Genomic DNA, 26,097 nt, shown 5'->3' with positions numbered 1-26,097 from the left:
TAGGAATGTCCATGACTAGCAGATGTTCATCCACAGACTGCAAGATGCTCCGTTGTCGAGTGATATATAGACCCTATACAGAGCTATAGTACCCATTAACCGCTTTAGGCAGTTATGAATGCACAATGTGGAAAATGACTGCTTAACTTGCCCATAACGAGTTAAGGATCTACGGCATTACAGCCATTCCAGTACACGATCCCAGGAATTTAAGTATTCCAGCTCTTCCTCAATCTGACGCTGCTGCTCCTCGGCACTCATTACCATTGATTCATCCAGTTCATTGGTTTGCTCCATACTTGTTCCCTCCGGTGTCCATGTATAGAAAAAGCAAGAGATCCGTTCTTCCGCGCCTGCACGATATGGTGATACGGGTTGTTGCGATGTATGTGTAAGTATATAATTCTGCTTCGCTATGTTGTTCAATTGAATTCCTCCTGTTCACGAATATATGGCTTGGTCTCATTTTAATACAGTTAATTTATAAATAAATCAGCTTTGGGAATGAGTTATCAACGATTCATCTCAGCCTCTAGATGTAGATGATGCTCATTTCCATGTATGAATATACATAAAAAGTAAAAATATATTATGTTTATCCATTTTTATCGCGCCATAGGAAAGGAATCGAACTGGCTGCTGTGGAATATGGACAAAGGCTCATTAGCCACATTCAAACGGGAAAGGGGAAATCAGAATGATGAGAAACAAAGCTTTGGCAGCATGTGTACTTGCTAGCGGACTTGTGTTTTTGCCCTCAGTTAGCGGGGCAGCCCCAATGGAAACCGATATGAACATGACGGTCGATGGTAAAGCTGTTGGCATCGAGGGCTTTACACTGAATCACCGTCTGTATGTGCCTTTTGAGACTATAGCGGGACAATTAGGAGCTGAGACAGATTGGAATGAGCAGACGGGGATACTTACACTCACTCTTGGCGAGAAAAGTGTCACGTTTACCCGCACAAACGATCTGTCCAGCACGTCTCCAACTGCTCTAGTTGTTACGTCAGGAGAAGTATTAATCCCGGTTCGTTCTGCATTTCAGCAATTGGGTTATGGTGTACACTACAACCCTTCTACTCGCATCGTTCAGGTGAAAAAGAATACAGACGATAGCGTATCTCCTTCCACTCCAAGTACAGGCATGAGTACAGGAGAAAGCACTACGGAAGGTAGTACAAATAATGTAACCGGTAACACGTATGCTGATCTATTATCGGTTACGATATTGACCGATCTCAAGCCCGAGCAAACAACGGGTACGCGCATCGAAGGCATTGTTGCCAATGAGCGCTATGTATTCACCGCCGACATGGATACACGAGAACTATATCGCATCGATGCAACAACAGGTGCTTCAACGATATTAACCGTACTTCCGCGTACAGGCACAGGTATGGCACTCGATACGACAGGTAATCTATATATTGCGAGTGGCGGCGATGAGGGTGTTATTTTCAAGGTAAATGCAGCTGACCTGACAGGAGAGCCATTCGACAGCTCCAAAGTAGAAACTTTTGCCAGCGGTGTAGCCGGTGCCAATGGGCTTGCCTTTGCGCAGGATGGCACCTTATATGTGACAGGTGGAGCGACAGGTAATCTCTATGCGGTGACGGCTGGCGGTCAGGTGCAGACGTATGCGACTAGTCTGACTGCTGAGCGTGCCGAGCAGCAGATTGTCGTCAATGGGATCGCGATCGATACCGATGGCGCAATCTACACGAGCAATACTAGCTCAGGCGAGGTGAATCGCTTTGTGATACAAACGGATGGAAAGCTCAGTGCAGCCGAAACGATCGCCAAAAGCCCATTGCTGTATGGCGCGGATGGGCTGACACTTGGGCCAGATGGTCAGATCTATATCGCTGCCAATGAACGCAACGCGATTGTGAAGGTCACGATGGATGGTCAGGTAACGGATGTTGCGCATAACGACAATGCAGGGCCACTAGAGTTTCCGGCAAGTGTTTCGTTTGTTGGGAATACATTGTATATTAGTAACTTTGATCTGCCGCGTGGAGTGAATAATCCGAATGTGCCAGGGATTGGAGCTTCGATTGCTGTAATAAAGCTATAATGGATTGTTAATGGCTTGTGCTAGGAGTGTACAGAGAATTTTATGAAGATCGCTACTATCATTGTTGAAATGACTATACGGATCAATACGTAGACGGAATTTGGTATCACACAGTGCTCTATGTAGTAGAAGTAAATGCTAGCTGACTCCCCTTGTACACCGTAAAATATTTTGCTTCTTAAAAATCAATAGCCTGCCTCCGATGCAGTACGGAGGCAGGCTATTTTGATAGACAGCATTTTATAATGTAGATGGTCTAATGCTTAGTAAGCTTACTTCATGATACATGCTGATCTTCAAAATCAATATAACGGATCGACCGTTTCTCTGATTACAACGTATCCCTGCATCCGTGCATCAAGAACGAGTAATCTCGTTAATGAGGCGGCTAATAACGGCTGCGCTTTCGGCGCGGCTTAGAGAGCGTGTAGGCTGGAAGCGGGCTTCTGCGTTGCCTTCGATCAGCCCGGCTGTGACTAATTGCTGGACTGCTGGTAGGGCCCAGCTTGCAATAGTTGCTGTATCGGTCAGTCGTTGGGATGATGTGTTGCTATTGCCTGTATGGGTACTGGTATTGTTAATGTTAATCATGACATCGCTCCATGCGCGTTGCAGCATGACAGCCATTTCCTGACGGGTTACCTGGGCATTAGGACGGAAATTCCCTTTCTCATCGCCCTTGATCCAGCCTGCATTGCTGGCTGCTTGAACGGAGCTGGCATACCATGCAGATGCAGGTACATCTGTGAAGCTAGTGTTCGAGCCAGAGCTTACATTTGCCAGAGTGGATACACCCAGTGCACGTGTGAGCATAGCAGCGAACTCAGCTCGGGTTACGCCCGCTGTTGGCGTGAATTGTGTATTGCTCTGTCCCTGAATTACGCCTGTGTCGCGCAACTGCTGTACTACAGCTTGAGCCCAGTGTCCCTGCATATCCATAAAGGCAGGCTCCTCTGCACGAAGTGCGATATAGCTACTATTGGTGTTACTAAGCAGCGTAATCTGGCCCGATTGGATGGAAAACGGGACAGGTGTGTATTGCACCTTGCCTGTGCCGTTTTGTTCTACACGCATGACAGCGATTCGTTGACCCGTTTGAATGGCATTGGAGGCGATGGTTCGTTTTACATATTGCCCAAGCTCACGTACAGCCGTTTTATTACCATTGGCAGCGATTGTATTGATCGTATAGGCTACGGCTGCGTAAGGCGTGTATCCCGCTGCTTGCGCCTCTTGAACAGCTGTAGAATCAGATGAAATTTCCAGCTCCAGCGTTTGTGCAGTGGTGAGTGCTTGCTTAACTAAACTAGCTGGCAAATGATACTGTCCGAGCGGCGTATTTATTGTAATCTGCTGTAGCTGACTTTGACTGGTTAAGGTGGTTCCCGCTGCTTGCTGAATATGCAACTGGAAGCTATTCACAGCTGATGTTGCTTGCAGATCAAGCTGTAATGTCGTTGCTGTATTATTCAGCATACGCTGTGCTGCTGCGGCATCAATCACACTGGTAGCTACCATGCGATTACCTTCCTGCTGTAGCTCCGGAGTAATCGTCCAACGAGCGAGCTGTCCATTTTCCGATACGCCCTGCGCAACAGGTTCTGAGCTAGCTGTTGGCGTTATCGGTGCTGTACCTGCACCACCGGATGGCGCCGCGTCTGTATTGGTATTCGTACCTGGAGTAGTTGTGGTACCACGATCCTTATCCTTGTCTTTGGAGTCTGACTTCGGTGTAAAGTCGATGCGCGTTAGTAGTGGATCATGATCGCTGACACGTCCATCCTCTTCCATAAAGTCGGAATTGATATGCACGATATCCAGCTGCGCGCGTGCTGCCAGCTGCGAGGTCATTAGCACATGATCCAGCGTTTGAGAATTGCCCTCGTATACATAGGAATAGCGCTCATTGACGGGCAAGGTATCCACCAGATTCGTCAATTCCTTGCCTTTTAAAATATTAAATGTGTTGGAAAATTGAAAATCATTAAAGTCACCGACGAGTACAATATTCGCGCTGCTATTCTGAGCAAGGGTGTCCTTTACAAAATTATTGAGTACGGCTGCCTGACGAGCACGCTGAATCTCGCTGCTGCGTACTGGAGGCTGTGCTGCGCCATATAGCGCCTGATCGCCGCCCTTGGAGTTGAAGTGATTCGCAATGACGATCACCGATTGACCGTTAAAGACGAACTGCGCTGCCAGCGACTTGCGTGAAGCCTCGAAAGCGGCATTACCCGGATCAATTCTACCCGGATTAACGCTCAAGCCTGTCGCTCCATACGTCACTGCGGTTACAGAATCGCCTGCACCGCCCGGCGCTATAGGTAAGGTGACACGCTGCGGATTATATAGGAATCCGACCCGAATATTACCGCCAGGGGCTCCGCCATCCTGATTGTTGATCGGAGCGATGCTAGCATAGCCATAGGTTGGCCCACCTGCTGCTTGAATGGCAGCGATTAGCGCCTCAAAGTTCTGACTCGCATCCGTTGTGCCATCATCAGTTGCGCCGTTATTGTCCTGAACCTCCATCAATGCGAGAATATCCGGCGTATGCAGATTGTCGACAACATCTCGAGCAATCTTTTGCGTTTTATCTGTCGCTGCTGGATCGTTCCAGAAGTTTTCTACGTTAAATGAAGCGATAGTGAGCTGTTGTGGCCCATTTTGCAGATGGGACACCTCGCGCTTCCAGCCTCCGTCCTGAACCGTAGGCAACGGCTGATCCGGCAGGATTTTAAAATTGCTGTAGCTATAGCTCATAATACCTGTAATCGCACCATTGAAGCGGTCTCCGGTCTTGATCGGCTGACTTGGCTTACTTGCAATAAGTAATCGATCCGAATTGAAATCTCCATCAGTAATGATCAAGCCGCCTGCTGGTGTACGGCGTGCATGACTTGCTGCATCGACCGTCACTGGAATCTCATACGTGTAAGGCCCGATAATATCCGCATCATTCAGCTGTACCCGCATCCCTTCCAGACTTTCATAAAAGTCAATGCTATATTGTGCAGGGTCAAATGGAGCTTTGCCATCCACCGAAGCAATCTGCTCTGGAATGCTACGTCCACCCGGGCCAATAATCGTAGGTGCTGGAAGCGGCTGATTCTCTGCTAGCACCTTGATCGAGGAAGCGGCAATTTCAGTTGTCGTTAGATCAGCGGCATCTGCATAGCCAGTCTCGCGATATTCCTTCACACTTCCATCTACCTGGACGCGATCTCCCAGCTTTACACTATGAGCGGAGCGGTAGACTAGAATACCCTCAGATGTGCGCGGATCATTATCTGCAAGCTCATCGGGCATCTGCATATAAAAGCTAGAACGGCTTTTGACCATCGTAACGATGCCTTCGACGCCCTGTACCTGTTGTTCGGCATAAGTAGACGTTTGTGCGGTGCCTTGAATTTGATTAATCGTCAATCGTAATGGCTCCTGTCCGGAAGGTGGAGCCTGGTCGCCGCCCTCAATATCGCTTGTAGAGCGTGGGAGCAGCTGATATGTATCCTGATAACGCGTGATGACTCCAGTGATGGAGGTATAGGTATAGCCAGATTTAAGCCATGCATTGGTGGTGTATACGACAAAGGTTCCATTGGCATCGGAAAGTGTATACCGATTACCGGATACGCTATCTACGTGTACTTGAGACACTTTAACGAGCGTAGCTTCATTCGGATTGCCCGTAGCAAAGCCGGAGGAGTCGATGGTCTTCGGCTGAGGTATAGTGCCAGATTGAATGGTCTCGACATTGCTGGAGGTAGCGGCGATTTGCAAAAGCTTCTGATATGCGCCTAGCTTACCAGTGGCTTGAATCGTATCGCCAGCCTGGGCAGTGAATGCCTGTCCACGGATAACGATACCAGCCTGTCCATCCTGAATGTACAGATTGCTATAATTGTTGCCTGTGTCCTCTCGGTATGTGACGACACCTTGTACGGTTGCGGTGCTGCCAATGGCTTGCGCACGTGCTGTTGTAATCGCGTATGTATCATTTTGTACGGATGCGCTGGATAATGCCGTCTGAAAGGCAGCGTGTACATGACCTGTAGTCTGTTGATCGACAATCGTACTTGTCGTTGTGTTCACAGGTGCGACGGTCTCTACCTTCGCAGCATGCAGTGCATGGCCCGGCATAGGCAAGATCGAAGCCGTTAGCAGGCTAACAGCCAGACTCGCACTAGCTTTCTTTTTCCAACTCCTCATCGTCTGTATTCCTCCAATTTTTGAATAAATATAGTTATGATTTTAAAATATCACAAATTTATCAAGCTGGAATGAGGCAGACGTAAAATAAGCTGTAGGGCTTTTAGCCTGAATACGATGAATCATAGAAAATCGCCTACAACCTTCCTTTTTGTTATATTTAAATATAATTGTATTTATATGGAATATATTATAGACTGTTAAAGGAAATTGCTTCGTATAACAGATGTAATACAACATTCATACTGGAGGTTGATGTGAAATGAAAAGAAAGTCAAGATCCAAATGGAGCATGCTCGGCATTGCTACGATGCTGAGTGTCGTATTGTTCGCGCTTCCCGCTTCAGCAGCATGGAACGATACATATCAGGGCTACGCAACCTACACCAGCTCCGGCTATTCCGGTGGTGCGGTGCTGCTTGATCCGATTCCAGCCAATATGGAGATCACAGCGCTCAATCCTACCCAGATGAATTATGGTGGTGTAAAAGCGGCACTGGCAGGCGCTTATCTGGAAGTGACCGGGCCAAAAGGTAAAACCGTTGTGTATGTAACCGATCTGTACCCTGGAGCACCGAGCGGTGCACTGGATCTATCCCCGAATGCATTTGCCAAAATCGGTAATGTCAGCGATGGCAAGATCAACATTTCCTGGAAGGTAGTCAAGGCACCGATTACAGGCAATTTTAGCTATCGTATCAAGGAAGGCAGCTCCCAGTGGTGGGCAGCGATACAGGTACGCAACCACAAGTATCCAGTCATGAAGCTAGAAGTGCAGAAAAACGGCAGCTGGCTCAACCTGCAAAAGATGGACTATAACCATTTCCTCGGTGAACAGCTCGGCAACCAGCCACTGAAAGTACGTATTACCGACATTCGGGGTATCTCGGTAACAGATACGATCCCTGCTCTTCCATCCAGCGGTGGATCAGACGCATATATCGTACCTGGAAAAGTACAATTCCCGGATTGATCGCATGGAATAGATGGCGAGTGAATGGATAGCGTAGCAACTCTATCTCTCGATTCCTTTGAAGCCGCATACGAAGTCCCACATGAAACCACACACCACACAAAAGCGAGGCAGATGTCATGATCTGCCTCGCTTTTTTATCATATCTGTATATAAACTAACACTCCGTACTCCCTATCCTCTCTCCGCATCCCTATCCCTACTACTCTAACGACGAAATGGATTATGTCCATATCCTTTACCAGAAGGCATCGCCCCAGGTACACCATCTGCCTCCAGCAATGGGCGTACAATCAGCTTGGTCGGCCACTGCTCGGCTTCGAAAATAATGCGATACAGTAGCTTGCGATCTGCCTCTGGTAGTTCAACCGTTGCCAGCGCTTGCTTCCATGCTGATTCGGTAATTTGCCATAGATGTTGCTCATCGATTCCATACACGTTAGCGATCGACTCCATAATTGAGGCAAGATTCACCTGGGTTCCGAGCGATTGCACGTAGAAAATAAGCTTTTCCAGCGTTTCGTTGTACAGGCTATTGGAATAACCCGGCCGAATATGATATCGCGGATCTTCGATTCCATGCTGTTCGGTGTAAGGTGGATGTAATCGCACCGAATCATGATCACGGAATAGCAAGGCAGCAGGGCGATCCTTCTTCCATACGATACAGCAGTTTTGACCGTGAATTTCAGGCACAACCCCGACTTTGAACAAACGCATGACGACATCAAAGAATAGCTCAGCTATATCGGTATATAGCTGTAGCACCTCATTTTCAGCAGGAGCCTTACCTAGCAGGCGGCTAAATAGATGAGTACCCTCCAGCTCAACACCAAGTGCTGCCATGGGAAGGATACGTATCGAATCCTCGAGTAGCTCCTGTGGGTAGAGCCGGAGCTGCACCGCAAGATGGCGTGGATGATCATCGAATAATCCCATATCCGTTGGCATATAGCCCCACCAGTGATTTTCCTGACAGAGATAGACGCGCTCTTTGAGCTGCTCATCACAGGCGACTGCCTGGCGGAGCATGCGTTCACCGGATAGACCATTTAACAGCTTCACGACAGGCAGATAACGAGCAGCACCAAGTGACAATACGCTTACTGGCAGCTTGAGCATAGCCGTGCTTGGTTGCTGTGGCGCCATTGAACGCAAGGAGGATGTAGCAAGCACATCCCCTGCTTCAGCTTGGAGTACAACTACATCTCCATTATCCAGCTCAGCCGTGTATCGAGGTAAGATAATATGCTCCAACTGCCACGGATGAACGGGGATGAGTGTATAATCATCACTAGCCAGCCCACGCTCCCGACATTCCGTCTCCAAAAGATGACGCTCCTCTGGTACAAGCAGCTCCAGACAGGAATGAACCGGATCGCTCATGCCTGCTTGCACGACTTCATTGCGCAGAGCGAGCCAGCGTAGCTTGATCGCTTGTCCAAATTCTGCCGCGTAGTACTGACAATCCTGTTCGCTAAAACCTGTTTTCGCCTTAGATGATGGATGAAATGGACGATCTCGCAGAGCAGCAATCTGTTCACCTGCAATGAACCATTCATATGCCGAACCGGGTTGTAACTGTTGCAATCGTTGCAATGATTCCGTTTCCAGTGCAAGCGCAAGCTGGCGTGTCGCAGTGTCGATACCTGTAATAAATTCTGCTACGCCTGACTGAGCATACGCTTCTGCTTCAAGCACATGCTGCAAAATATACTGTGCGATCTGCGCAGGCTCATCGATCAGCTCTATACCGTTGGCTGTCTGATAATAGATAGCAGAGCCAGCCAACCACTGGCGTCCCAGCCGAATACTTGGAACGACACGCAAGCTTATATTTCCGATCTGATATAGCCAGCCTTCCGCATTAGCATCTGCCGATGTCGCTGGATTCTTTTCCTCATACTCTGACCGCTGCTCGTCCGACATCTCTTCCCAGCGTGTAATCTGTGTATGCGGCTCAGTTAACAGCTCTTCGGTTAAAAATGCGTTGATCAGATCCTGCAAAATTTGCCGTTTAGCGGCTACCTTGCCCGATCGCTTGATGGTGATCGTCTGTGATGACATGCTCATCGTCACGTCCTTCCGTAATATAATAAAACCCAGGATGCGGATGTCCGAGGAAATCATGGTGCGAGATCGTCCAGCAATACGCACCAGACTGCTGGAAAACAGCGATATCCCCGACACGAATACGCTCGACCTCACCGTTGGTATGCAGACGATCCTTAGGCGTGCATAGCTCACCGACTAGCGAAACGCGGCTGTGCACCCATTCCGAACGTTGCCACGGATAATGCCAGCGCTCTGTAGCATAGATTTCAAACGGATGATTATGCCCCCACGAGGCAGGTAAACGGTTATGATGCGTACCACCGCGCAGAACGGCAAACTGCTCACCATGCGATTCCTTGAGATCGATAATCTCTGCGGCATAATAACCATGATCGGCTACGATCAGACGTCCTGGCTCGAAGATCAGCCTTGTCTCAGGTAGTGCCGCATGAGCCGCACTTGCTGCAATTCGTGCAGTGAAGGCTTGCCAGTCAAAATCCGGCGTATTTTCATCATAAGACACACCCAATCCACCGCCAGCGTTAACCAGCTCCACACGCTCCAGACCATAACGCTCCTTCCACTCTGCCGCACGAGTTAGATACAGCTCGACCATATCGGCATGCAATGCTGCATCATGATTGTTGGATAGTGAATGGAAATGAAAGCCGCTTAATCGTACAAAGCCAGCTCCCTCCTGTTGAATAATCTGCATCGCTTCATCGAGTAAATGCTCATCCAATCCGAATGGCGTTGCCTTACCGCCCATCGTGATCGCTGTCTGCGGCAGAGAAGCCGCGTGCAGATTAATCCGTAGCAAAATACGTACGGGTGAAGGTGTAGCCATTTCATTTCCATCGTCCTCAGCGGATGCTGTAGTCAAGCGCTCCGCTCCAGCCGCCAGCTCATGGCGTTTTTTCATAATATAGATAATCCGTCGCAGCTCCAGTAGACTCTCTACGTGCAGCGCATAGACATTTTGCTCAATCGCTTGCTCCAGCTCATGCTCCTTTTTCCCGGGGCCACCGAACAGAATAGGCACATCGCGACTCACACTACGTACCTTGAGCAGTTCACCGATCGAGGCGACCTCGAATCCGCCTACGAGCGGCAACAATGCTTCAATAATGCGTACATCCGGGTTAGCTTTAATCGCGTAAAATAAAGAAGTTCGCTGTGGCAATGCCGTCAGCATCTGACGCACCTGCTGACGTATGCCTGCCAGATCATAAATATAGGCACATACCGGTTCAGTTATCGCTTCGACAATATTGCTTAGCATATCGCTTACAGTTTGCTTCATTTCCAACCTCCTGATGTCCGATACAGATTACGTTTATTCCAATACGCCCGAAAAGCTGTATTGCGATCATCTCCAAGCACGAAGATGCGTACGCCCTCACGCGACCAACGCACCATGTCCGCTTCGCCGCGTGCTACCGTAGCGTACGGAACCTGACTTTGCACAGCGATATGATGTAGCTCTGCCAGTGCAGCCTGTACGTCGGGATGCTCGGTTTGCCATGGCACGCCAAGCGATTGCGACAAATCCACCGCACCCTCCAGCACGAACGATACCTGCGGATGCGCTAGAATCTCCTGACTTGCCCTTACCCCTGTGACACTTTCAATCATCGGCACGATCATGATCGACTCATTCGCCTGTACGATATAATCCTGTAGGCTATATTTGGCAAATGATCCTGCACGTCCACTATTCAGACTACGCTGTCCAATCGGATGATAATAAGCATGACGTACCACTTCATCGATCTGCTGTACATCCTCCACATGAGGAATTACAATGCCTTTCACTCCGCAATCAAGTAAACGAAGAATTTCCGTCCGTTCCAGTGTAGCGATGCGTACAAGTGGGGTGATACCTACCAGCTCTGCTGCACGCACCATCTCCTCTACAACTTCCAATCCAGTCGTCGTATGCTCACAATCTATAATGACAAAGTCATACTCCGCCGCTCCGATCATTTCGATGATAATTGGATGCGGAATGGAAACGAACAATCCGAATACGGGCTGCCCGCTATGAATACGTTCCATGATTGTAGCGTTACTGTCACTGTGCCGCTTCATCCGAGCTTCCCATCTCTAGCAAGCTGTAGTGGGTTGCTTACACTGCGGAAGTACAGCTCACTATCGCCGTACAGTCTGCGCTTGGTCATTTCCTCAATTAGCGCATCCGGCGCAAACAGATCATAATCCTCATAGCGTGCCTCATACTCTGGATGCCGTTGCTGGTAGTCTGTGATCGTATCGGCACAAAGTTTCCAGAATGTTGCTTCTGACAGCCCAAAGCGTTCCAGTGTAAATGCCAGATCGGTCATACAAATAAAGAAAAATGCATCGTACGTATAGTCTCTCACCTCAGCTACACTTTCCGCATGGATAAAGGAATAGCGGTTGAACTTGCGATGCGTTTCAGGAATCGGGTGCAGCTCTGGTGCCTGCTCTGGATAGAGCAGCTGCTCCGGTACATAGCGCACGCCATCATGCAGATCCTTAACGATGATGCGCTTAGGCAAGTCATTTTCAAGTACAAGAATAATATTTTGCGCATGGGACTCCAGTGCAATACCGTGTGCATATAGAAGATGAATGATCGGCAGCACCACGGCTTTGACAAGCGCCTTACTCCATACCTCTACTCCATGCCGAGCAATGGCGCGCGCGGCGAACGGTTCACCATTGGGCTGAACCAGCGATACCGCATTCAGTGGCCATGCCTGCTCCTGATCGCTTAGCTTGCCAGCTATATTTTCACGCCAGATCGTACCAAGCGAGCCGTACGCTTCACCGTATTGCAGCGCAGGCAGCTCAGCATAGCGGAATGACACACCTAGCATTTCACGTAAAAGATCAAAGCCTTGCGCCTGTAATAACGCATCCTGCTGCACCAGACGAGTGAGCCAGTCACTGATCAGTGGCGCATTTTGTGTCGTATGATGGGCTAAAATGCGGCTGGTGGACGTGTTGGTCATATGCAATGCGAGCTTGATATAAGGCGCATCCGCTACATTCCGATTTGATAACGAACGGATCGACTGCTGCGGACGATACGTCGCTTCACTTTCACCAAGTGGAATGAGCTCACCATTGAACCGTTGCCGCGTGAATACCGGCTCGATTCGATGCTCCCATTGCCACGGATGAAGGGGCAGCAGCACATATTGCTGTGGATCACCATATGCCTTGATTTGCGCGTTAAAACGTTCATAGTCCTGTGTGCTCAGATGCTGTGCATATAACGCTTCAACCTCAAAGCCATTCGATACCGCCGTGTCCGCCCACTCCTTATGTACAGCAACCCAGTATAACCGCACTTCTGGATTGAATTCCGGCCCATATGCCGCATTATCATGCAGAGAGAAGCCCAGTCTGGACTTGTAGCTTGGATGATAGGGATGTCCATCTGTCATATGACTTTCCAGTGCTTCATAATGCTGATCCTGCTCTGGAATTTGGTCATTTAGCGAAGCCTGACACTGACTGTCCTTGGCCAGCGTCTCCAGTAATTCCTGAATAAATGGCTGAATACGCTCACCCTCCAGACGCTGACTCACCAGCTCATTCAGGAACAGATGCACATCATGACAGGGCTCCGATTCACGCTGGATCGTTCCCGGCTGAATGCGAATCCTTCCAAATGACAGCTTCTCTGCTGCCTGACAGCGATACGTTACCGTGTCACCATTTGCAGCTGTGCCTTCCGTTTTCCAGACCGTTCCCTCCTGCTCATATGGCAAAATCCCTTCAAACCAGAGCGCTTCCAGCGTCTGTCGCATAATTCGCTCCTGTACTCGATCGTACGCCGAACTGTTCAGCTGTGGCTTGATTTCAATCATTCCGCTTGTTCCCATCGATGGTCACTCTCCTGTTTGTTTTAGCATATTGCGTACTTGCACATACGCTGGCGTATCGCCATGTCCTTGCAGACAGCTTCGTAGATTCTGCTTCGCCTGGAATCCATCTGCTTGCAGTATTTCACGAATAAATGGATGCTCCGAACGCTCCAATTCTTCTGCCAATAACGCTCTCGCCAATTGCCAGTACTCCTGCTCATCACAGCCGGTATCCCGTGCCAGCACATGTAAAAGAGAGCCCAGATGATTCACGATAAAATAATAAGCAGTGCGCGCACGTGCTGCTTCGCTCGTATAAAACAAAATATCGTCGCCAGCCCCAGGTCGCTGCATACGGCGCTCTACACTCACGCCCTCCAGATCCCGAATGATAAAATGGTGAGGCCAGTTGTCCTTGAGCGTCACCAGTGTATTTTGCAGATGCGCTTCAAAGTGAATACCTAACTGTTCAGCGGCGCGCATAATCGGTAGTAACGAGCGCTCCAAATACAGACGTAGCCAGCGCTCTGCAATCCTACGCATATCGCTTAATTGCTGGGGTGAACTCGAACGATTACCATTCTGTGCAATACTCTCATTCTGCACCATACGCTCATTCCCAGCGTTCGCTTCTGCATCCGCTATGCTATGTAACAGCTCATATAGTTGAGATGGCGCTCCGGGTCGCACCGATTCAACCAGCGCAGACAATACATAGGTACATGATGTATCAAATTCAATCGGTCGATAAGCAACCGTGAATAAGCTTGTCCATTGATCCGAATCAAAGCGGCAGGTCGCGATGCCCATTTCACATGCAATATGCGTGTAAGGCTCATCTGCAAAGCATTGCTGCTCCAGCACATACCGCGTGGCTGCGAGTGTACGCGTCATCTGCTCTTCACTATTGGTACGGATCAAATTTGTAATGCCTACATGCAAGGGAAGCTTAATATTACAATGCAGCTCCGGTAAAAATACTGTTCGCACCGAGGAAGTCGGATAAGCAAGGGGCCCGCATTGTCCGAGTAGAATTAGCTTACGATCATCGATATACTGCCGCACGATCGGTAGCGTCTGAATATAGCCATATTGCCACGGATGCATGGGCAGTAGCTCATACTGCTCGTCTTGAAGCCAATGGGTCAGCATACGATCCTGTGATCCTGCTTCTGTACGCAATAGCTGCTCACGAAGCTGCACTTCAATCTGCTGGCGATACTGCTCCACTGCCCATTCTTGATGATAGCAATCCCTTCTGATCGCTACATAACATAGTGCGTATGCACTGCCCAGCTCTGGACTGTACCTCTGTACATCCTCTCGGCTGAAGCCAAGGATACTTTTCGGAAAAGGATGAAATGGATGTCCTACGATCAGCGCCTGCTCGGAGCTGCGATAGTCCGTGAGCGTCTTACCGTAACGAGTCGTGTGCTCCATATAAAGCGCCGTATTATGCAGACTATTCTCTACTCGTTGCCGAAATTGTGCCGCACGCTCGCCTGTCACCTGTTGTCCGTCATTCAGCTCCGCTATCATCACATCCAGTAGCTGTGTATGATCGCTCCCCTGAGCCTGCATCTGCATCGTATCCGATTCAGTTTCTGTCGTAGCAGTTGGTTCCTGCCCGTACTGCTGTGTATATGGCATCCATGAGATGGAGCGATATTCATGCTCGCCAGTCGCCGAATAATACGCAAGCTGTGCTTGCAAGCTTTTACGGCTTACCGGGAAATCGATCCGTATGATCTGTTGCTGCGAGTCTACTGTAATCTCGGTCGGTCGCTCCGGACGAAGTTCACGAATATAGCAGTTTAGAAGTAGCTTACATGTATGCTTCTCGGCTTGCAGCAGCGCGTCAGGCTGTTGGCTGCTTCTGATCTTCAAGCCTGTTGTGTTCAGCAATGATGCCAACCTTCTTTCTTGTTATAGATAAAATGACAGGTAACGTCACCAGCAATACTGCTCCCAAAATGACAAACACCTCACGTAATGCCATCCATTGCGCTGTTGGTGTAGCATAGCCAGCCGCTGTCAGCATCTGCCAGCGCCCGTCATAAAATAACGTCAATATGATTAATGCAAAGGAAGAAATCAGCCGCTGAAGCGTCGTGGCAAGCGCTGAGCCTTCATGCATATCTTCTTCTGGCAAAGCCTGCAAGCCAAGCGCCGATACACTCATACCGGACAAGCCCATACCCGCACCGCGGCACGCCATTAACAGGATAAGCATCACGATGCCTGTGCTTTGCGGCAGGAAAACAAAGCTCCCTAGTGCCAGTACAACAACGACCGTTCCCCAAGCGATAAATCGCTTACTCTGACCGCGATCAAACCAGTTGCCGCCGATCCACATGAATAAGCTTGTCGTGATCGCTCCCGGCAGAAACATAAGCCCGGATACCGACGGAGACAATCCGAACACATTTTGAAAAAGTAACGGTAAGGCGAAAATCGCTCCAAACATCACACAATCCTGAATCGTCGACACGAGTACACTCCATGCAAATACCGGATTGCTTTTGAGCAGATTGTAGCGAATCATTGGCTCCTGCCGACTATTTTCCAAGTGTACAAAGCCAATAAGCAGCAGCACACCAAGCACGAATAGCATCCATGCGAAGGCGACAGGTACGAGTGTGGACGAATATAGCTGAATGCCCAGGCTCAGACTGGCGATACCGGCGATCATCAAGCTAATACTGCTCATTCGAATCTGCTTGCGCTGTGCTGGCACATACGGGCGAATATAGCGTCCACACCAGAATAATGCGCAGATCGCAAAGGGCACATTGAGCCAGAATAGTACATCCAGGCGGCCGAATTGAATAATCAGACCGCCTAGCGTCGGCCCAATCGCCGGCGCAATCATGAGTAGCATTCCCCATGCCCCTGTAATACGCCCTCTGACCTCTGTGCCATAGTCATCAAATAGCAATACGAGCGAGAGCGGAATCATTAGACCGGCAGCCGCACCATGAATGAAACGTACCAGCAGTAACACCGCTACATGCTCATACAAGAGCGCGCCAGCAATCGATGAGACGCCATAGAGTACAATGCCAAGCATATACGTACGCTTACGCCCCAGACGATCGACGATTAACGAGGCTACAGGCATCGTCAGCGTCATCGCCAGCATATAGAGTGCAATGATCCAGCCGCCAGTCAAGGTAGAGATACCATAATAGCTCACGAAATAAGGCAGCAGTACATTGAAGGCACTATTCGTTAATACGAGTGAAAATGCACCGATCAGAATGGAGCCAAGTACCGCATACTGCCCCAATCCTTTGGGCTGGCTCATTGCTCCGTCAGCTCTGCCAGCGCTTCATGTAGCGAACGCTCGAAAATGCGCAGAACCGTTTCCGTTTCCTGCTCTGTAATGACCAGTGGCGGTAGGAAGCGTAGTACGGAAGAATGGCGTCCACCGACCTCAATAATCATGCCATTAGCAAAGCAGCGGCGTTGCACGGCTTCCGCCATGCGTCCACTCGCTGGAAAATGTCCCAGTCGATCAGGTGTCCCCGAAGGCTCTACCATTTCTACACCGATCATCAAGCCACGACCGCGTACATCACCAATCGCCGGTATCATCGCTTGTAGCGAGCGAAGACGATTCATCATCTGTTGACTACGTTGCTGTACATTGTCCAGCACACGCTGCTCACGCAAATAGCGAAGGGTAGCCAGCCCGGTTGCCATGGCCATCTGATTGCCACGGAAGGTACCCGTATGGGCACCTGGCTGCCAGCGATCCAGCTCTTCCTTATAAAGAATGACTGACATCGGCAGACTTCCACCGACCGCTTTGGAGCAGATGATCACATCCGGTACGATGCCTGCATGCTCAAATGAAAACATTCGCCCCGTACGTCCAAATCCTGTTTGCACCTCATCGATAATCAGTGGAATGCCGCGCTCTGCTGTAATACGGCGTAGCTCACGTAACCATTCGAGCTGTGCAGGAATCGCACCACCCTCTCCCTGTACCGTTTCCACGATCACACCACATGGAGCCACAATACCGCTCTCACAGTCATCCAGTACATTTTCGATATATTGTGCGCTTAGCTTGGCTGTCATCTCACCACCAACACCGAACGGGCAGCGATATTCATAAGGAAAGGGTAGAAAATGAACATCAGGCAGTAGACTTTGCAAATGCTGCTTTTTGCTCAGATTACCACTCATCGCCATCGTTGCCTGTGTGGAGCCGTGATAGCTACCATGAAATGCCAAAATAGAGCGCCCACCCGTAGCCGTTTTGACAAGCTTGATCGCTGCCTCTACCGCATCCGCCCCTGTTGGGCCACAAAATTGAATTTTGGCATGATCACGCATCGATTCAGGTAATAAGGAAAATAGCTCCTCCATAAAAGCAAGCTTGAGCGGCGTAGCCAGATCAAGTGTATGTAAAGGAATTTGCTGATCCAGCATCTTACGAATCGCGTCAACAACCACATCCGGATTATGTCCCAGTGCCAGTGTGCCTGCACCTGCCAGGCAATCATAATATTGACGTCCCTCGGTATCGGTGACGATCATGCCCTTCGCCTTGCTGATTACCAGCGGGAAATGGCGTGGATATGCCCTTGCATTCGATTCCTTTTGCTCCTGTAGCTTTAAATATTCACTTTGGATTTCCAGTGACATCGTAATCGACGCTCCTTTGTGTATAGGTTCCTGTTCGTACAGGCTCCTTTTGCGTAGCAAATAAATAATTCAGATACGAGCCAACCACATCACGTGATTGCCCTTCGTACGGGTACACATGATTAATCATGTCCGGTAAAGCGTTAACCTCCAGAATGCCGCCCTGCTCTAACGTAAGTGGACGTGCAATATCCTGACAGCGTATATCAATGCCAGCAACATCGATTCCCAGCGCTTCCGCTGCTGTGATACATAGCTCAATATTTTGCCGACAAATATCATCCGTACAGTCGGAATACAATTCGCGAATTGCCCCGGCTTCCATATTTTCCGTAGCATATAATGATATGGATTGACCTGCTGATGGAATATCCATGGTGTCGTATCCCTGACGCTTCAACTCCTTATTAACCGAACTATCTTTCGTTTCGATTGTAGCCAATTGCTCAAGCTCGCCTATTGGAGTTTGGGTTATGCGATGTGCATTAAGCGTTACGATAAGCTCACTAATTGTAGAATGCCCATCCCCGATCAGTTCCACAGGACGGTAGCACGTTACAGCTTCGACCTTCCCGTCGATGACAAGTACACGATAATCCAGCCCGGCTACATACTGCTGTAGCATAATCTGGCGACTGAATGACCCTGCATGCTTCATCGCTGCGATAAGCTGTTCCTTCGTACGTACATCCAGTGTTACGCCATCACTGCGACTTGCATCGAGCGGCTTTACTACGACCGAGCGATGCTCTACAGGCAATTGCTCTACAAAAGCGATCGCTTCATCCACCTCAGTCACTACTGTATACGGTGGCACAGGTAATCCGCACTGCTCTAGCAGCAGATTAGATGCTTGCTTATCCTTCGCGAGCAGTCCGGCTAACAACGGAAGACGGTGAGAACGCGTCTTGTTAATGATAATCGTTTGCCCATTTTGGGTTAAACGAAGAAAATCCTCACAGCCTGGAATAAGCAATTCACAGGCTATGCCCATCTCCTGCGCTTTAGCTGCAATAAGCCGATTTTGCAGGTTTTGCATCTGATTCAGAAACACGCAATATCCTCCTCCAATTTCAAAAAAATGATAATGATTATCAATATCATTTATTCGATACCTATCTTAAAGGACAATGCTTATCGTTGTCAACAACCAACTTTTTAGGTAAAAAAGAGAAAATACTGGGAAACAATGATAACAGTGGATATGTAAGGAAAAACAAAGGGTTTATTTGAATGGATTGATGCTAGAAAGTAAACGGGTTTGAAGTGATCGAGGATAAAGATAGTGGATTGAACGTTAAAAATAAAAAATTCGAGATTGTTCATAGTTTACATAATAAATAATATGTAACCAAACGAGATTCGATTGATATTTTGTTAGATTACCCCACTCTTCTTTTTACTGAAGAATCGTGTCTAAAATATGGGTTTAAATTGATCAATCCCATATTTCAGACACTTCGGATACTCCAGCTCGCTATAGCTCTTGCCTTCCATACAGCACACTAAGAGAATGATGGAACGATTAACCATGCTTTAGCTTCGGACAGGTCGGACAATAATCATCGGGTTCATCTGCTGCCAGATAATATAAGCAGCAGGTTTTGCGTACACGAATGGGTGTGTCGGACACAGCGGTAGTCCGCTTTGGAGAATCGAATTTTTTCAATGGATTGCTACGCTGAGCAAACAGATGTGCAGGTGCCTCGTGCACGAGATAACGGTAATCTGCCTCAATCTGCTGACGCTCCTCTTCACTTGCACCATCTGCAAACTGATTTTCGTATAGCCAGTACACATAGATCGCAGTATTTTCCCATAGCACTGCCTGGCTAACGCCTGCCATCTTCGACAGCGCTGCCCATACGGGTGCCAGGTTACCTGCAAACATCTGCTGTACGATTTCATCGCGCCATTCATCACGTCTCCCAGCGCTTGGAGAGCTGGTCTCTTGATTTACTAGTAGCGCTTTCGGTAGCCACGCTTCGCCCTGTAAATAGGACTCCAGCGAGCTATTAGCCAGACTCAGATCAAGTCCCTTATTATAGCGAGACATCGCATACAGTCCCGCAGCAATCGTCAAATAGGCATAGCGCTTAGCGAAAAGTGAGACGGTTGCGGTCATCGAATCAGTCTCCCAGAAGGCACCCACTTTTTGCAAAAAGGGCATGGCAAGCTCGGGATCAAGCAAGTCCTTACAATTGATCGACAGCTCACGATGCTCTGAAGGGCTCGTAGCGAGACGGTAGCTCTGTTGTAGCATATCTAGCTCATGCTCATCTAGCGATGTGACTATAGCCCTTGTGTTGACCATTCACACGTCTCCCCTTTCCATGCGGAATACATAATGGTGTGCCAAATAATGGATCGACTGAAATCTCGCACTCCATATGGAATACATTACGAACCAGCTCCTGATTAATAATATCCTCTGGCTTACCCTGCGCGAAGATCGTACGATTTTGGACAGCGACGATATGATGAGCATAACGACATGCCAGATTCAGATCGTGGAGCACCATTACAATCGTGCGTCCCTCCTGCTCATTTAGCTCGAATAGCAGATCCAGAATCTCAATCTGATGCGTCATATCCAGATACGTGGTTGGCTCATCCAGTAATAGCGTTTCGGTGCCCTGTGCAAGTGTCATCGCGATCCATGCACGCTGACGCTGACCACCGGAAAGTGCATCAACTGGACGATCTGCCAGCGTGCTTAAATTGGTCGCATCGAGCGCTCGCTGTACCATCTGTTCATCTTCACGTGACCACTGCTTGAGCCAGCCCTGATGCGGATAACGTCCCTGACGAACGAGCTGATTCACGGTTAGACCTTCTGGTGCAGAAGGTCCCTGTGGCAAAATAGACATGCGGCGCGATACTTCCTTGGTCGGTAGCTGGGCAATATCCTGCCCATCCAGCAGGACAGAGCCTGAACGTGATTTGAGTAATCGTGCCATGGTACGTAGCAATGTGGATTTGCCACAGCCATTGCTGCCGATGAGTACGGTAATCTGTCCGGTGGGAATGGTCAGATTCAGATTTTCAATAACAGGCGCCTGTCCATAGGTCACAGTAAGCTCTTTTGCTTCCAGTATGCTCATGATGGGGCATCCTCCCTTATCTTTTCAATTACACCAACTCGATCTTGTCAAACTAAATTGATTTACTCAAAATTGATTACGGTTGCGGAACAGCAGGTACAGGAAAAAAGGTGCTCCGACTCCAGCGGTAAACACACCAGCAGGTACATCCAGTGGCACAAATAGGGTGCGTCCGATCAGATCAGCAGCGAATACGAGTAGACCGCCGATGAGACCGGATACGAGCAGCAGGCTACCAAACATACGTCCGACAAGTCGGCGTGCAATATGCGGTGCCATCAGACCTGCAAAGCCGATTGTGCCTGCGACAGATACAGCGATGCCGGCGAGCAGTACACTGCATGCTAGCAGTAGGAAGCGGTGCTTTTGCACAGTAACGCCAAGCCCTGTTGCCAGATCATCGCCGAATTCCTGGGCATTCAGGCTACGTGCTAACAGGATCGCAGCAGGTAGAATAATCAACAGCACCGGCCATATCGTATTCACATCTGTCCATGTCGCTCCATATACACTACCAGTAAGCCAGATATAGGCTTGTCCAGCAGTGTAAAATGGGCTGATGATCAGCATGAATGTTGTGCCTGCGCCTGTGATGGCGGATACGCCGATCCCGATCAGTACGAGTCGAATCGGAGTTACACCTGATTTCCAGGACAGCATATAGATGATTAGCGCGGTAATAAGTGCACCAGCTACAGCGAATAATGGCAATAGCTTGATACTGAGCGCACCACCTAGCAAGGTGACAAACCCAACAGCTGCGACGGCTGCACCGCCTGTAATTCCGATTACATCAGGCGAAGCAAGCGGATTGCGAATAATCCCCTGTAAAATAGCCCCTGACATCCCCAGTGCAATGCCCACTAGCATCGCCAGTAGCACACGTGGTAAGCGAAGCGTGAGTACAACAAAGTCGAAATCCCCATTGCCCCAACCCATAACCGTGCGTAGTACATCCAGTGGTGCAATATAGTCACTACCAAAGCCTGTCCCAATAATAAGCGCCAGCACACTTGCCAGTGTCAACATTCCAATAACGAGTAAGGAACGCTTTTCCAAACGAAACGATACCCGTTCCTTACGACTGCGAAAAGTAATCGTGCGTTTCACAGACGGGTCACCCCCTTACGGGCGATATAGATGAAGAAAGGCCCACCGATCAGTGCAGTCACGACACCCAGTGGCAACTCAGACGGCATAATAACAAGACGCGCCGTTACATCTGCTAATAATAGCAAAATACCTCCGCCCAGCAGACTGTATGGAACGAGCCAGCGATAATCGTTACCGACCAGCGCACGCATCAGATGCGGCACAACAAGCCCGACCAGTCCAACCGAACCAGCGACAGAGACCGCACCACCTGCGAGTAGCACCGTTACTAGTCCCATTAGCAGCTTCACCACCAGTACATTTTGCCCCATACCACGTGCGATATCGTCACCGGTCAGCAGTAGATTGATCGCTCTACCCATGCTGAGCGCGATAATAACAGCAATCGCCATATAAGGCAGCACTGGATACAGCATCTCCAGCGAGCGTCCACTTACCGAGCCCGTCATCCAGAACAGCACATCTTGAAGTCCTGTTCCGTCCAGCACAAGTACCGCCTGTGTAAATGAGGAAAAGAGCGCGGTCATCGCTGTACCAGCAAGTACGATCTTGATCGGCGTTAATCCATCACGACCAATCGATCCGAGCAGATACACGATCACTGCCGAGATTGCTGCACCAGCAAAGCCGAACCACATTAAGGTTGTTAATGAATCTACAGATAATACGACTACACCAATCACGATACAAAAGATCGCGCCGGCGTTGATGCCGAATACGCTCGGTGAAGCAAGCGGATTCCGCGTCAGCGCCTGCATCATTGCGCCAGCAACAGCGAGTGCTGCACCAACAACTGCCGCAATAATCGTACGGGGCAAGCGCTCCGTATGTAAAACGACATGGGCGACGGATTGATGATCATAATGCGTGAATGCTTGAATCGCTACCGCAAAGGTGATCGATGTCCGTCCATAGATCATACTGGCGATCGCCGCCAGAATTAATAATAGTAGCAGCACTAGCAAGCCTGCCAATCTGCTTTTACCTTGTCTGAACAGGGGAAACATAGGCTCACTCTTTCTTCCATAATATCTAGAATATCTAGCATTCATTTGGTTCCTGCTATCGATGGAGTACACGCCTCCAGTTGGATAACAGTTTGGACGGCTGTACGGATTATCGATACTTTATTACTGATCCGTGATCAACCATGGAACCGATGACATGATCCATTCACTTATAAATGGATAAACAAGGCCCATCTGATTCGTATCTAGCAGCATATTGTGCTCACGATCAGACAGACCTTGCTATTCAACAGCATCAAGCTTGTGAAGCTGAAATGTTCTGATGCTCAGCGGTAGAACGCTAGCTGCTGTGCATCCTTTGCAACTGAATCACTGAAAAGCTCTGATGTTTATTTCAAATTAAATTGCTTGTACAGATCATCTAGCAGCAGGTTAGCGGATGTATAGCCTCCAGCCATATTCCAGTTCACTTCATCGACCTGGTACACCTGATTTTTCTTAACGGCATCCAGATTGGCCCATAGTGGACTGCTCGTCCAATCCTTATACAGCTTATCAATCGCTGCTTTATCATCACCAGAATTGAAGTTAAAGATCATATCTGCATTCATATCCGGGATATTCTCCTTAGAGGTCAGCTCTGTCCCCCATGTATCCGAATCCTGTCCAGCCGGACGAGTAAAGCCCAGATCCTTCAGGATCATACCTGCATAGCCCATGTAATAGATACGAACCTGATCCGAACGGAAATTGGTGATTGTTGCTTCAATTGGAAGGCGATCGCCCATTTTCGACTTGAAGTCAGCTACGCGAGCATCCCAGTCAGACAGCAGCTTATTCGCTTTATCCTGCTCATTCAGCGCTTCGCCAGCTACCTTTACAGTTTCTTTCCAGTCATACAGCTTGTCTGTCATGACGGTTGGCGCGATCTGAGACAGCTGATCATAGATGTCCTCATGACGAGTTTTCGTCGCAATGATCAGATCGGGCTTCAATTTATGTATTTCCTCCAGGTTCGGCTGGGATTCTTGACCTACCTGCTGTACATCGCCAAGATCCTTTTTCAGATAATCGTAAACTGGCTGCTGTGCCCACGATTCTACAACACCAACTGGCTTCACACCCAGTGCAACCACAACGTCATTCGCTCCCTGGTATAGCGTAACGACACGCTTTGGAGTGCCTGTGATCTTCGTTTCACCCATTGCATGCTTCACGGTACGGGTGTTTGCAGAAGCATCTGTATTGGTAGCCGATTGCCCGGAAGCATTGGCAGACTCATTGGAGTTACCCGATGCGCATCCTGCCAGCATCATAATGATGAGCAGTAATGCAGAAGCTCCAAGCAATGATCTTTTAAATCTGTACATGTGTTTCTTCCCCCTGTAACTTATAATTGATATTGAATCTCATTATCGTTTGTAATTGTAGTAGAATCAGGAACTTTTTTCAAGCGCTTTATTTGATTGGAGAATCATAGTGAGATTTGTCAACCCGCTACTCAATTCCAAAAAATGATTATAAATAACATAATTTTTATTATGTAAACTAAAATGAATTCCATGTGACATTGCATACTATTGTTGCTGCAAGCTCTCCCCCTTCTATTCATGCTATAGATAATGATAAAATCGGATTTATATACATATCGATATACATTTAAAAATGAAATGGCTTTTTTGCGAATTTTTTATCAGCGTGATATGCAATTGTGCCAGAATATTGAATACAGTGTAAAAAGGAGTTTATACCGAAATGTTAACTAGAGAAAAGATGGAGCAACACCAGATCGGATTCTATATTGTCGTACTGATCGCCGCAGCGATAACTGGCTTATTGGCTAAACGAGCGGTGCATCTACTCGATCATTCCTCCCTTATTTCTGTCATTATCGCTGTGTTAATGTATGGGATGTTTACACAAATTCCGTTCACTTCTATTCGGCAGTCATTCCATAATCGACGTTTTATCGCAGCCCTGCTGGTTGCCAATTATGTCGCTGTTCCACTCGTTGTATGGCTGCTAAGTCGCCTATTACCGCAGGAAACGCCATTATTGCTCGGTGTATACCTGGTACTGCTGACTCCATGTATTGATTATGTGATTGTGTTTACCCATCTAGGGCGTGGAAATGAAAAGCTAATGCTGCTGAGCACGCCTATATTATTCGTAACGCAGATGCTGTTGCTTCCATTATATTTATGGTTATTTCTCGGTTCAGAAGCGATGAGGATCGTCGACCCTGTCCCTTTTATTGAAGCATTTTTGATCGTTATTGTTGTTCCGCTTTTTGTGGCGATTATTGTGCAATGGTTGTCCAGAAAGTATCAGCCTTTCCAGAGCTGGCTGGACTGTTCTGCGTGGCTTCCGGTTCCATTCATGGCATTAACACTGTTTGTGATCGTATCCTCACAGATCGGTAAGTTAACGGCACATTGGAATATGATTTTGACGGTCATTCCGGTATACATTGCCTTCATGCTGATTATGCCGTGGATTGCTCGTGGTATTGCCAGTTGGTTCAGATTAGATATTGTTTCTGGACGCGCACTCATCTTCAGCTCCGGCACACGTAACTCCCTCGTTGTGCTTCCACTCGCTCTTGCGTTGCCTGGTGAATGGAGCGTGATCGTAGCATCGATCATTGTGACGCAGACGATAGTCGAGCTTGCTGGTGAGCTGATCTATGTGAGAGCGGTGCCTGCTTGGATTTTACGTGATCGAGAGAGTTAAGTTCATGATGCGCGTAGGATTTTAAAATGGAAATGATGAATGTTGAAGTGTGATGCTTGCATGTAATGAAGTGGTAATCATGATAGATGAGATAGGATAGTCAGATTGTTGCAGGGATCATGCGTTGAGCAGTGTTAATCAGTAATGCAGCTTAGTTGGATAGACGGCATTCTTATGGGAACTTATGGGAATGTCGTTTTTTGCGTGATTAAATCGTTGAAGTTAGAAGGAAATAGATTAGTTAGAGATGTCCTTGTAATGCTGTGAGGTGGTGCGAATTAGTAGTAGAAAACTGCTTACAAGTATCGGACAAATGAAATATAGCGTCTTACCTTCTTAAAATATACAT

At 48.4% G+C, this 26,097-nt stretch carries 18 protein-coding genes; 3 read left to right on the top strand and 15 right to left on the bottom strand.

The genetic code is table 11. The features are described 5' to 3' along the window. Nucleotides 1-177: 177 nt before the first annotated feature. Nucleotides 178-426, bottom strand: coding sequence for a hypothetical protein (locus SK066_RS11585; protein ID WP_320541605.1), 249 nt, complete (start codon nt 424-426; stop codon nt 178-180). A gap of 271 nt (nt 427-697) precedes the next feature. Between SK066_RS11585 and SK066_RS11580 the strand changes: the two genes are divergently transcribed. Next, nucleotides 698-2,080: a stalk domain-containing protein gene (locus tag SK066_RS11580; RefSeq protein WP_320541604.1), complete on the top strand. Its 1,383-nt coding sequence runs from the start codon at nt 698-700 to the stop codon at nt 2,078-2,080. A 357-nt stretch (nt 2,081-2,437) separates the two neighbouring features. On the opposite strand, the gene SK066_RS11575 is transcribed toward SK066_RS11580, so the two are convergent. Next, the gene (locus tag SK066_RS11575) at nt 2,438-6,289 is read right to left on the bottom strand and encodes an S-layer homology domain-containing protein (RefSeq protein ID WP_320541603.1); all 3,852 of its coding nucleotides are present in this window, start codon (nt 6,287-6,289) and stop codon (nt 2,438-2,440) included. Nucleotides 6,290-6,551: 262 nt separating this feature from the next. Here SK066_RS11575 and SK066_RS11570 point away from each other — a divergent pair, with 262 nt between their 5' ends. Beyond that, nucleotides 6,552-7,262 carry an expansin ExlX gene (locus SK066_RS11570; protein ID WP_320541602.1) on the top strand — a complete coding sequence of 237 codons (711 nt, stop codon included), beginning with the start codon at nt 6,552-6,554 and terminating at the stop codon, nt 7,260-7,262. Nucleotides 7,263-7,469: 207 nt separating this feature from the next. On the opposite strand, the gene SK066_RS11565 is transcribed toward SK066_RS11570, so the two are convergent. The 13 genes from SK066_RS11565 to SK066_RS11505 form a co-directional block, all read right to left on the bottom strand. Then, nucleotides 7,470-9,335 carry an IucA/IucC family protein gene (locus tag SK066_RS11565; RefSeq protein WP_320541601.1) on the bottom strand — a complete coding sequence of 622 codons (1,866 nt, stop codon included), beginning with the start codon at nt 9,333-9,335 and terminating at the stop codon, nt 7,470-7,472. Then, entirely contained in the window at nt 9,280-10,620 is a 1,341-nt protein-coding gene (locus SK066_RS11560) for a type III PLP-dependent enzyme (protein WP_320541600.1), read from the bottom strand. The genes SK066_RS11565 and SK066_RS11560 overlap by 56 nt, the downstream gene beginning before the upstream one ends. Beyond that, complete coding sequence (locus SK066_RS11555; protein WP_320541599.1) at nt 10,617-11,408, bottom strand: HpcH/HpaI aldolase family protein; 792 nt, start codon at nt 11,406-11,408, stop codon at nt 10,617-10,619. The genes SK066_RS11560 and SK066_RS11555 overlap by 4 nt, the downstream gene beginning before the upstream one ends. Then, entirely contained in the window at nt 11,405-13,192 is a 1,788-nt protein-coding gene (locus SK066_RS11550; RefSeq protein ID WP_320541598.1) for an IucA/IucC family protein, read from the bottom strand. Before SK066_RS11550 ends, SK066_RS11555 begins: the two co-directional genes overlap by 4 nt. A gap of 6 nt (nt 13,193-13,198) precedes the next feature. Next, nucleotides 13,199-15,079 carry an IucA/IucC family protein gene (locus tag SK066_RS11545; RefSeq protein WP_320541597.1) on the bottom strand — a complete coding sequence of 627 codons (1,881 nt, stop codon included), beginning with the start codon at nt 15,077-15,079 and terminating at the stop codon, nt 13,199-13,201. Further along, nucleotides 15,033-16,481: an MFS transporter gene (locus tag SK066_RS11540; protein WP_320544761.1), complete on the bottom strand. Its 1,449-nt coding sequence runs from the start codon at nt 16,479-16,481 to the stop codon at nt 15,033-15,035. Before SK066_RS11540 ends, SK066_RS11545 begins: the two co-directional genes overlap by 47 nt. After that, entirely contained in the window at nt 16,478-17,830 is a 1,353-nt protein-coding gene (locus tag SK066_RS11535) for a diaminobutyrate--2-oxoglutarate transaminase (protein WP_320544760.1), read from the bottom strand. Before SK066_RS11535 ends, SK066_RS11540 begins: the two co-directional genes overlap by 4 nt. Beyond that, nucleotides 17,808-18,884 carry an ATP-grasp domain-containing protein gene (locus SK066_RS11530; protein WP_320544759.1) on the bottom strand — a complete coding sequence of 359 codons (1,077 nt, stop codon included), beginning with the start codon at nt 18,882-18,884 and terminating at the stop codon, nt 17,808-17,810. Before SK066_RS11530 ends, SK066_RS11535 begins: the two co-directional genes overlap by 23 nt. Before the next feature lie 471 nt (nt 18,885-19,355). Continuing rightward, on the bottom strand, nt 19,356-20,144 hold the full coding sequence (locus tag SK066_RS11525) for an IucA/IucC family C-terminal-domain containing protein (protein WP_320544758.1): 789 nt from the start codon (nt 20,142-20,144) through the stop codon (nt 19,356-19,358). Beyond that, complete coding sequence (locus SK066_RS11520) at nt 20,107-20,934, bottom strand: ABC transporter ATP-binding protein (RefSeq protein ID WP_320544757.1); 828 nt, start codon at nt 20,932-20,934, stop codon at nt 20,107-20,109. The genes SK066_RS11525 and SK066_RS11520 overlap by 38 nt, the downstream gene beginning before the upstream one ends. A gap of 66 nt (nt 20,935-21,000) precedes the next feature. Beyond that, nucleotides 21,001-22,044, bottom strand: a complete 1,044-nt coding sequence (locus SK066_RS11515) for a FecCD family ABC transporter permease (RefSeq protein ID WP_320544756.1) — start codon at nt 22,042-22,044, stop codon at nt 21,001-21,003. After that, complete coding sequence (locus tag SK066_RS11510) at nt 22,041-23,054, bottom strand: FecCD family ABC transporter permease (protein WP_188775027.1); 1,014 nt, start codon at nt 23,052-23,054, stop codon at nt 22,041-22,043. The genes SK066_RS11515 and SK066_RS11510 overlap by 4 nt, the downstream gene beginning before the upstream one ends. Before the next feature lie 350 nt (nt 23,055-23,404). Continuing rightward, nucleotides 23,405-24,385, bottom strand: coding sequence for an ABC transporter substrate-binding protein (locus tag SK066_RS11505; protein WP_188774634.1), 981 nt, complete (start codon nt 24,383-24,385; stop codon nt 23,405-23,407). A gap of 385 nt (nt 24,386-24,770) precedes the next feature. On the opposite strand from SK066_RS11505, the gene SK066_RS11500 reads away from it, so the two are divergent. Then, complete coding sequence (locus SK066_RS11500) at nt 24,771-25,748, top strand: arsenic resistance protein (RefSeq protein ID WP_320544755.1); 978 nt, start codon at nt 24,771-24,773, stop codon at nt 25,746-25,748. Nucleotides 25,749-26,097: the final 349 nt, after the last annotated feature.

The organism is Paenibacillus hunanensis (genome assembly GCF_034055775.1).
Classification (GTDB): domain Bacteria; phylum Bacillota; class Bacilli; order Paenibacillales; family Paenibacillaceae; genus Saccharibacillus; species Saccharibacillus hunanensis.
Note: the sequence above shows the minus strand (reverse complement) of the source record. Positions and strands in the feature narration are given on the sequence as shown.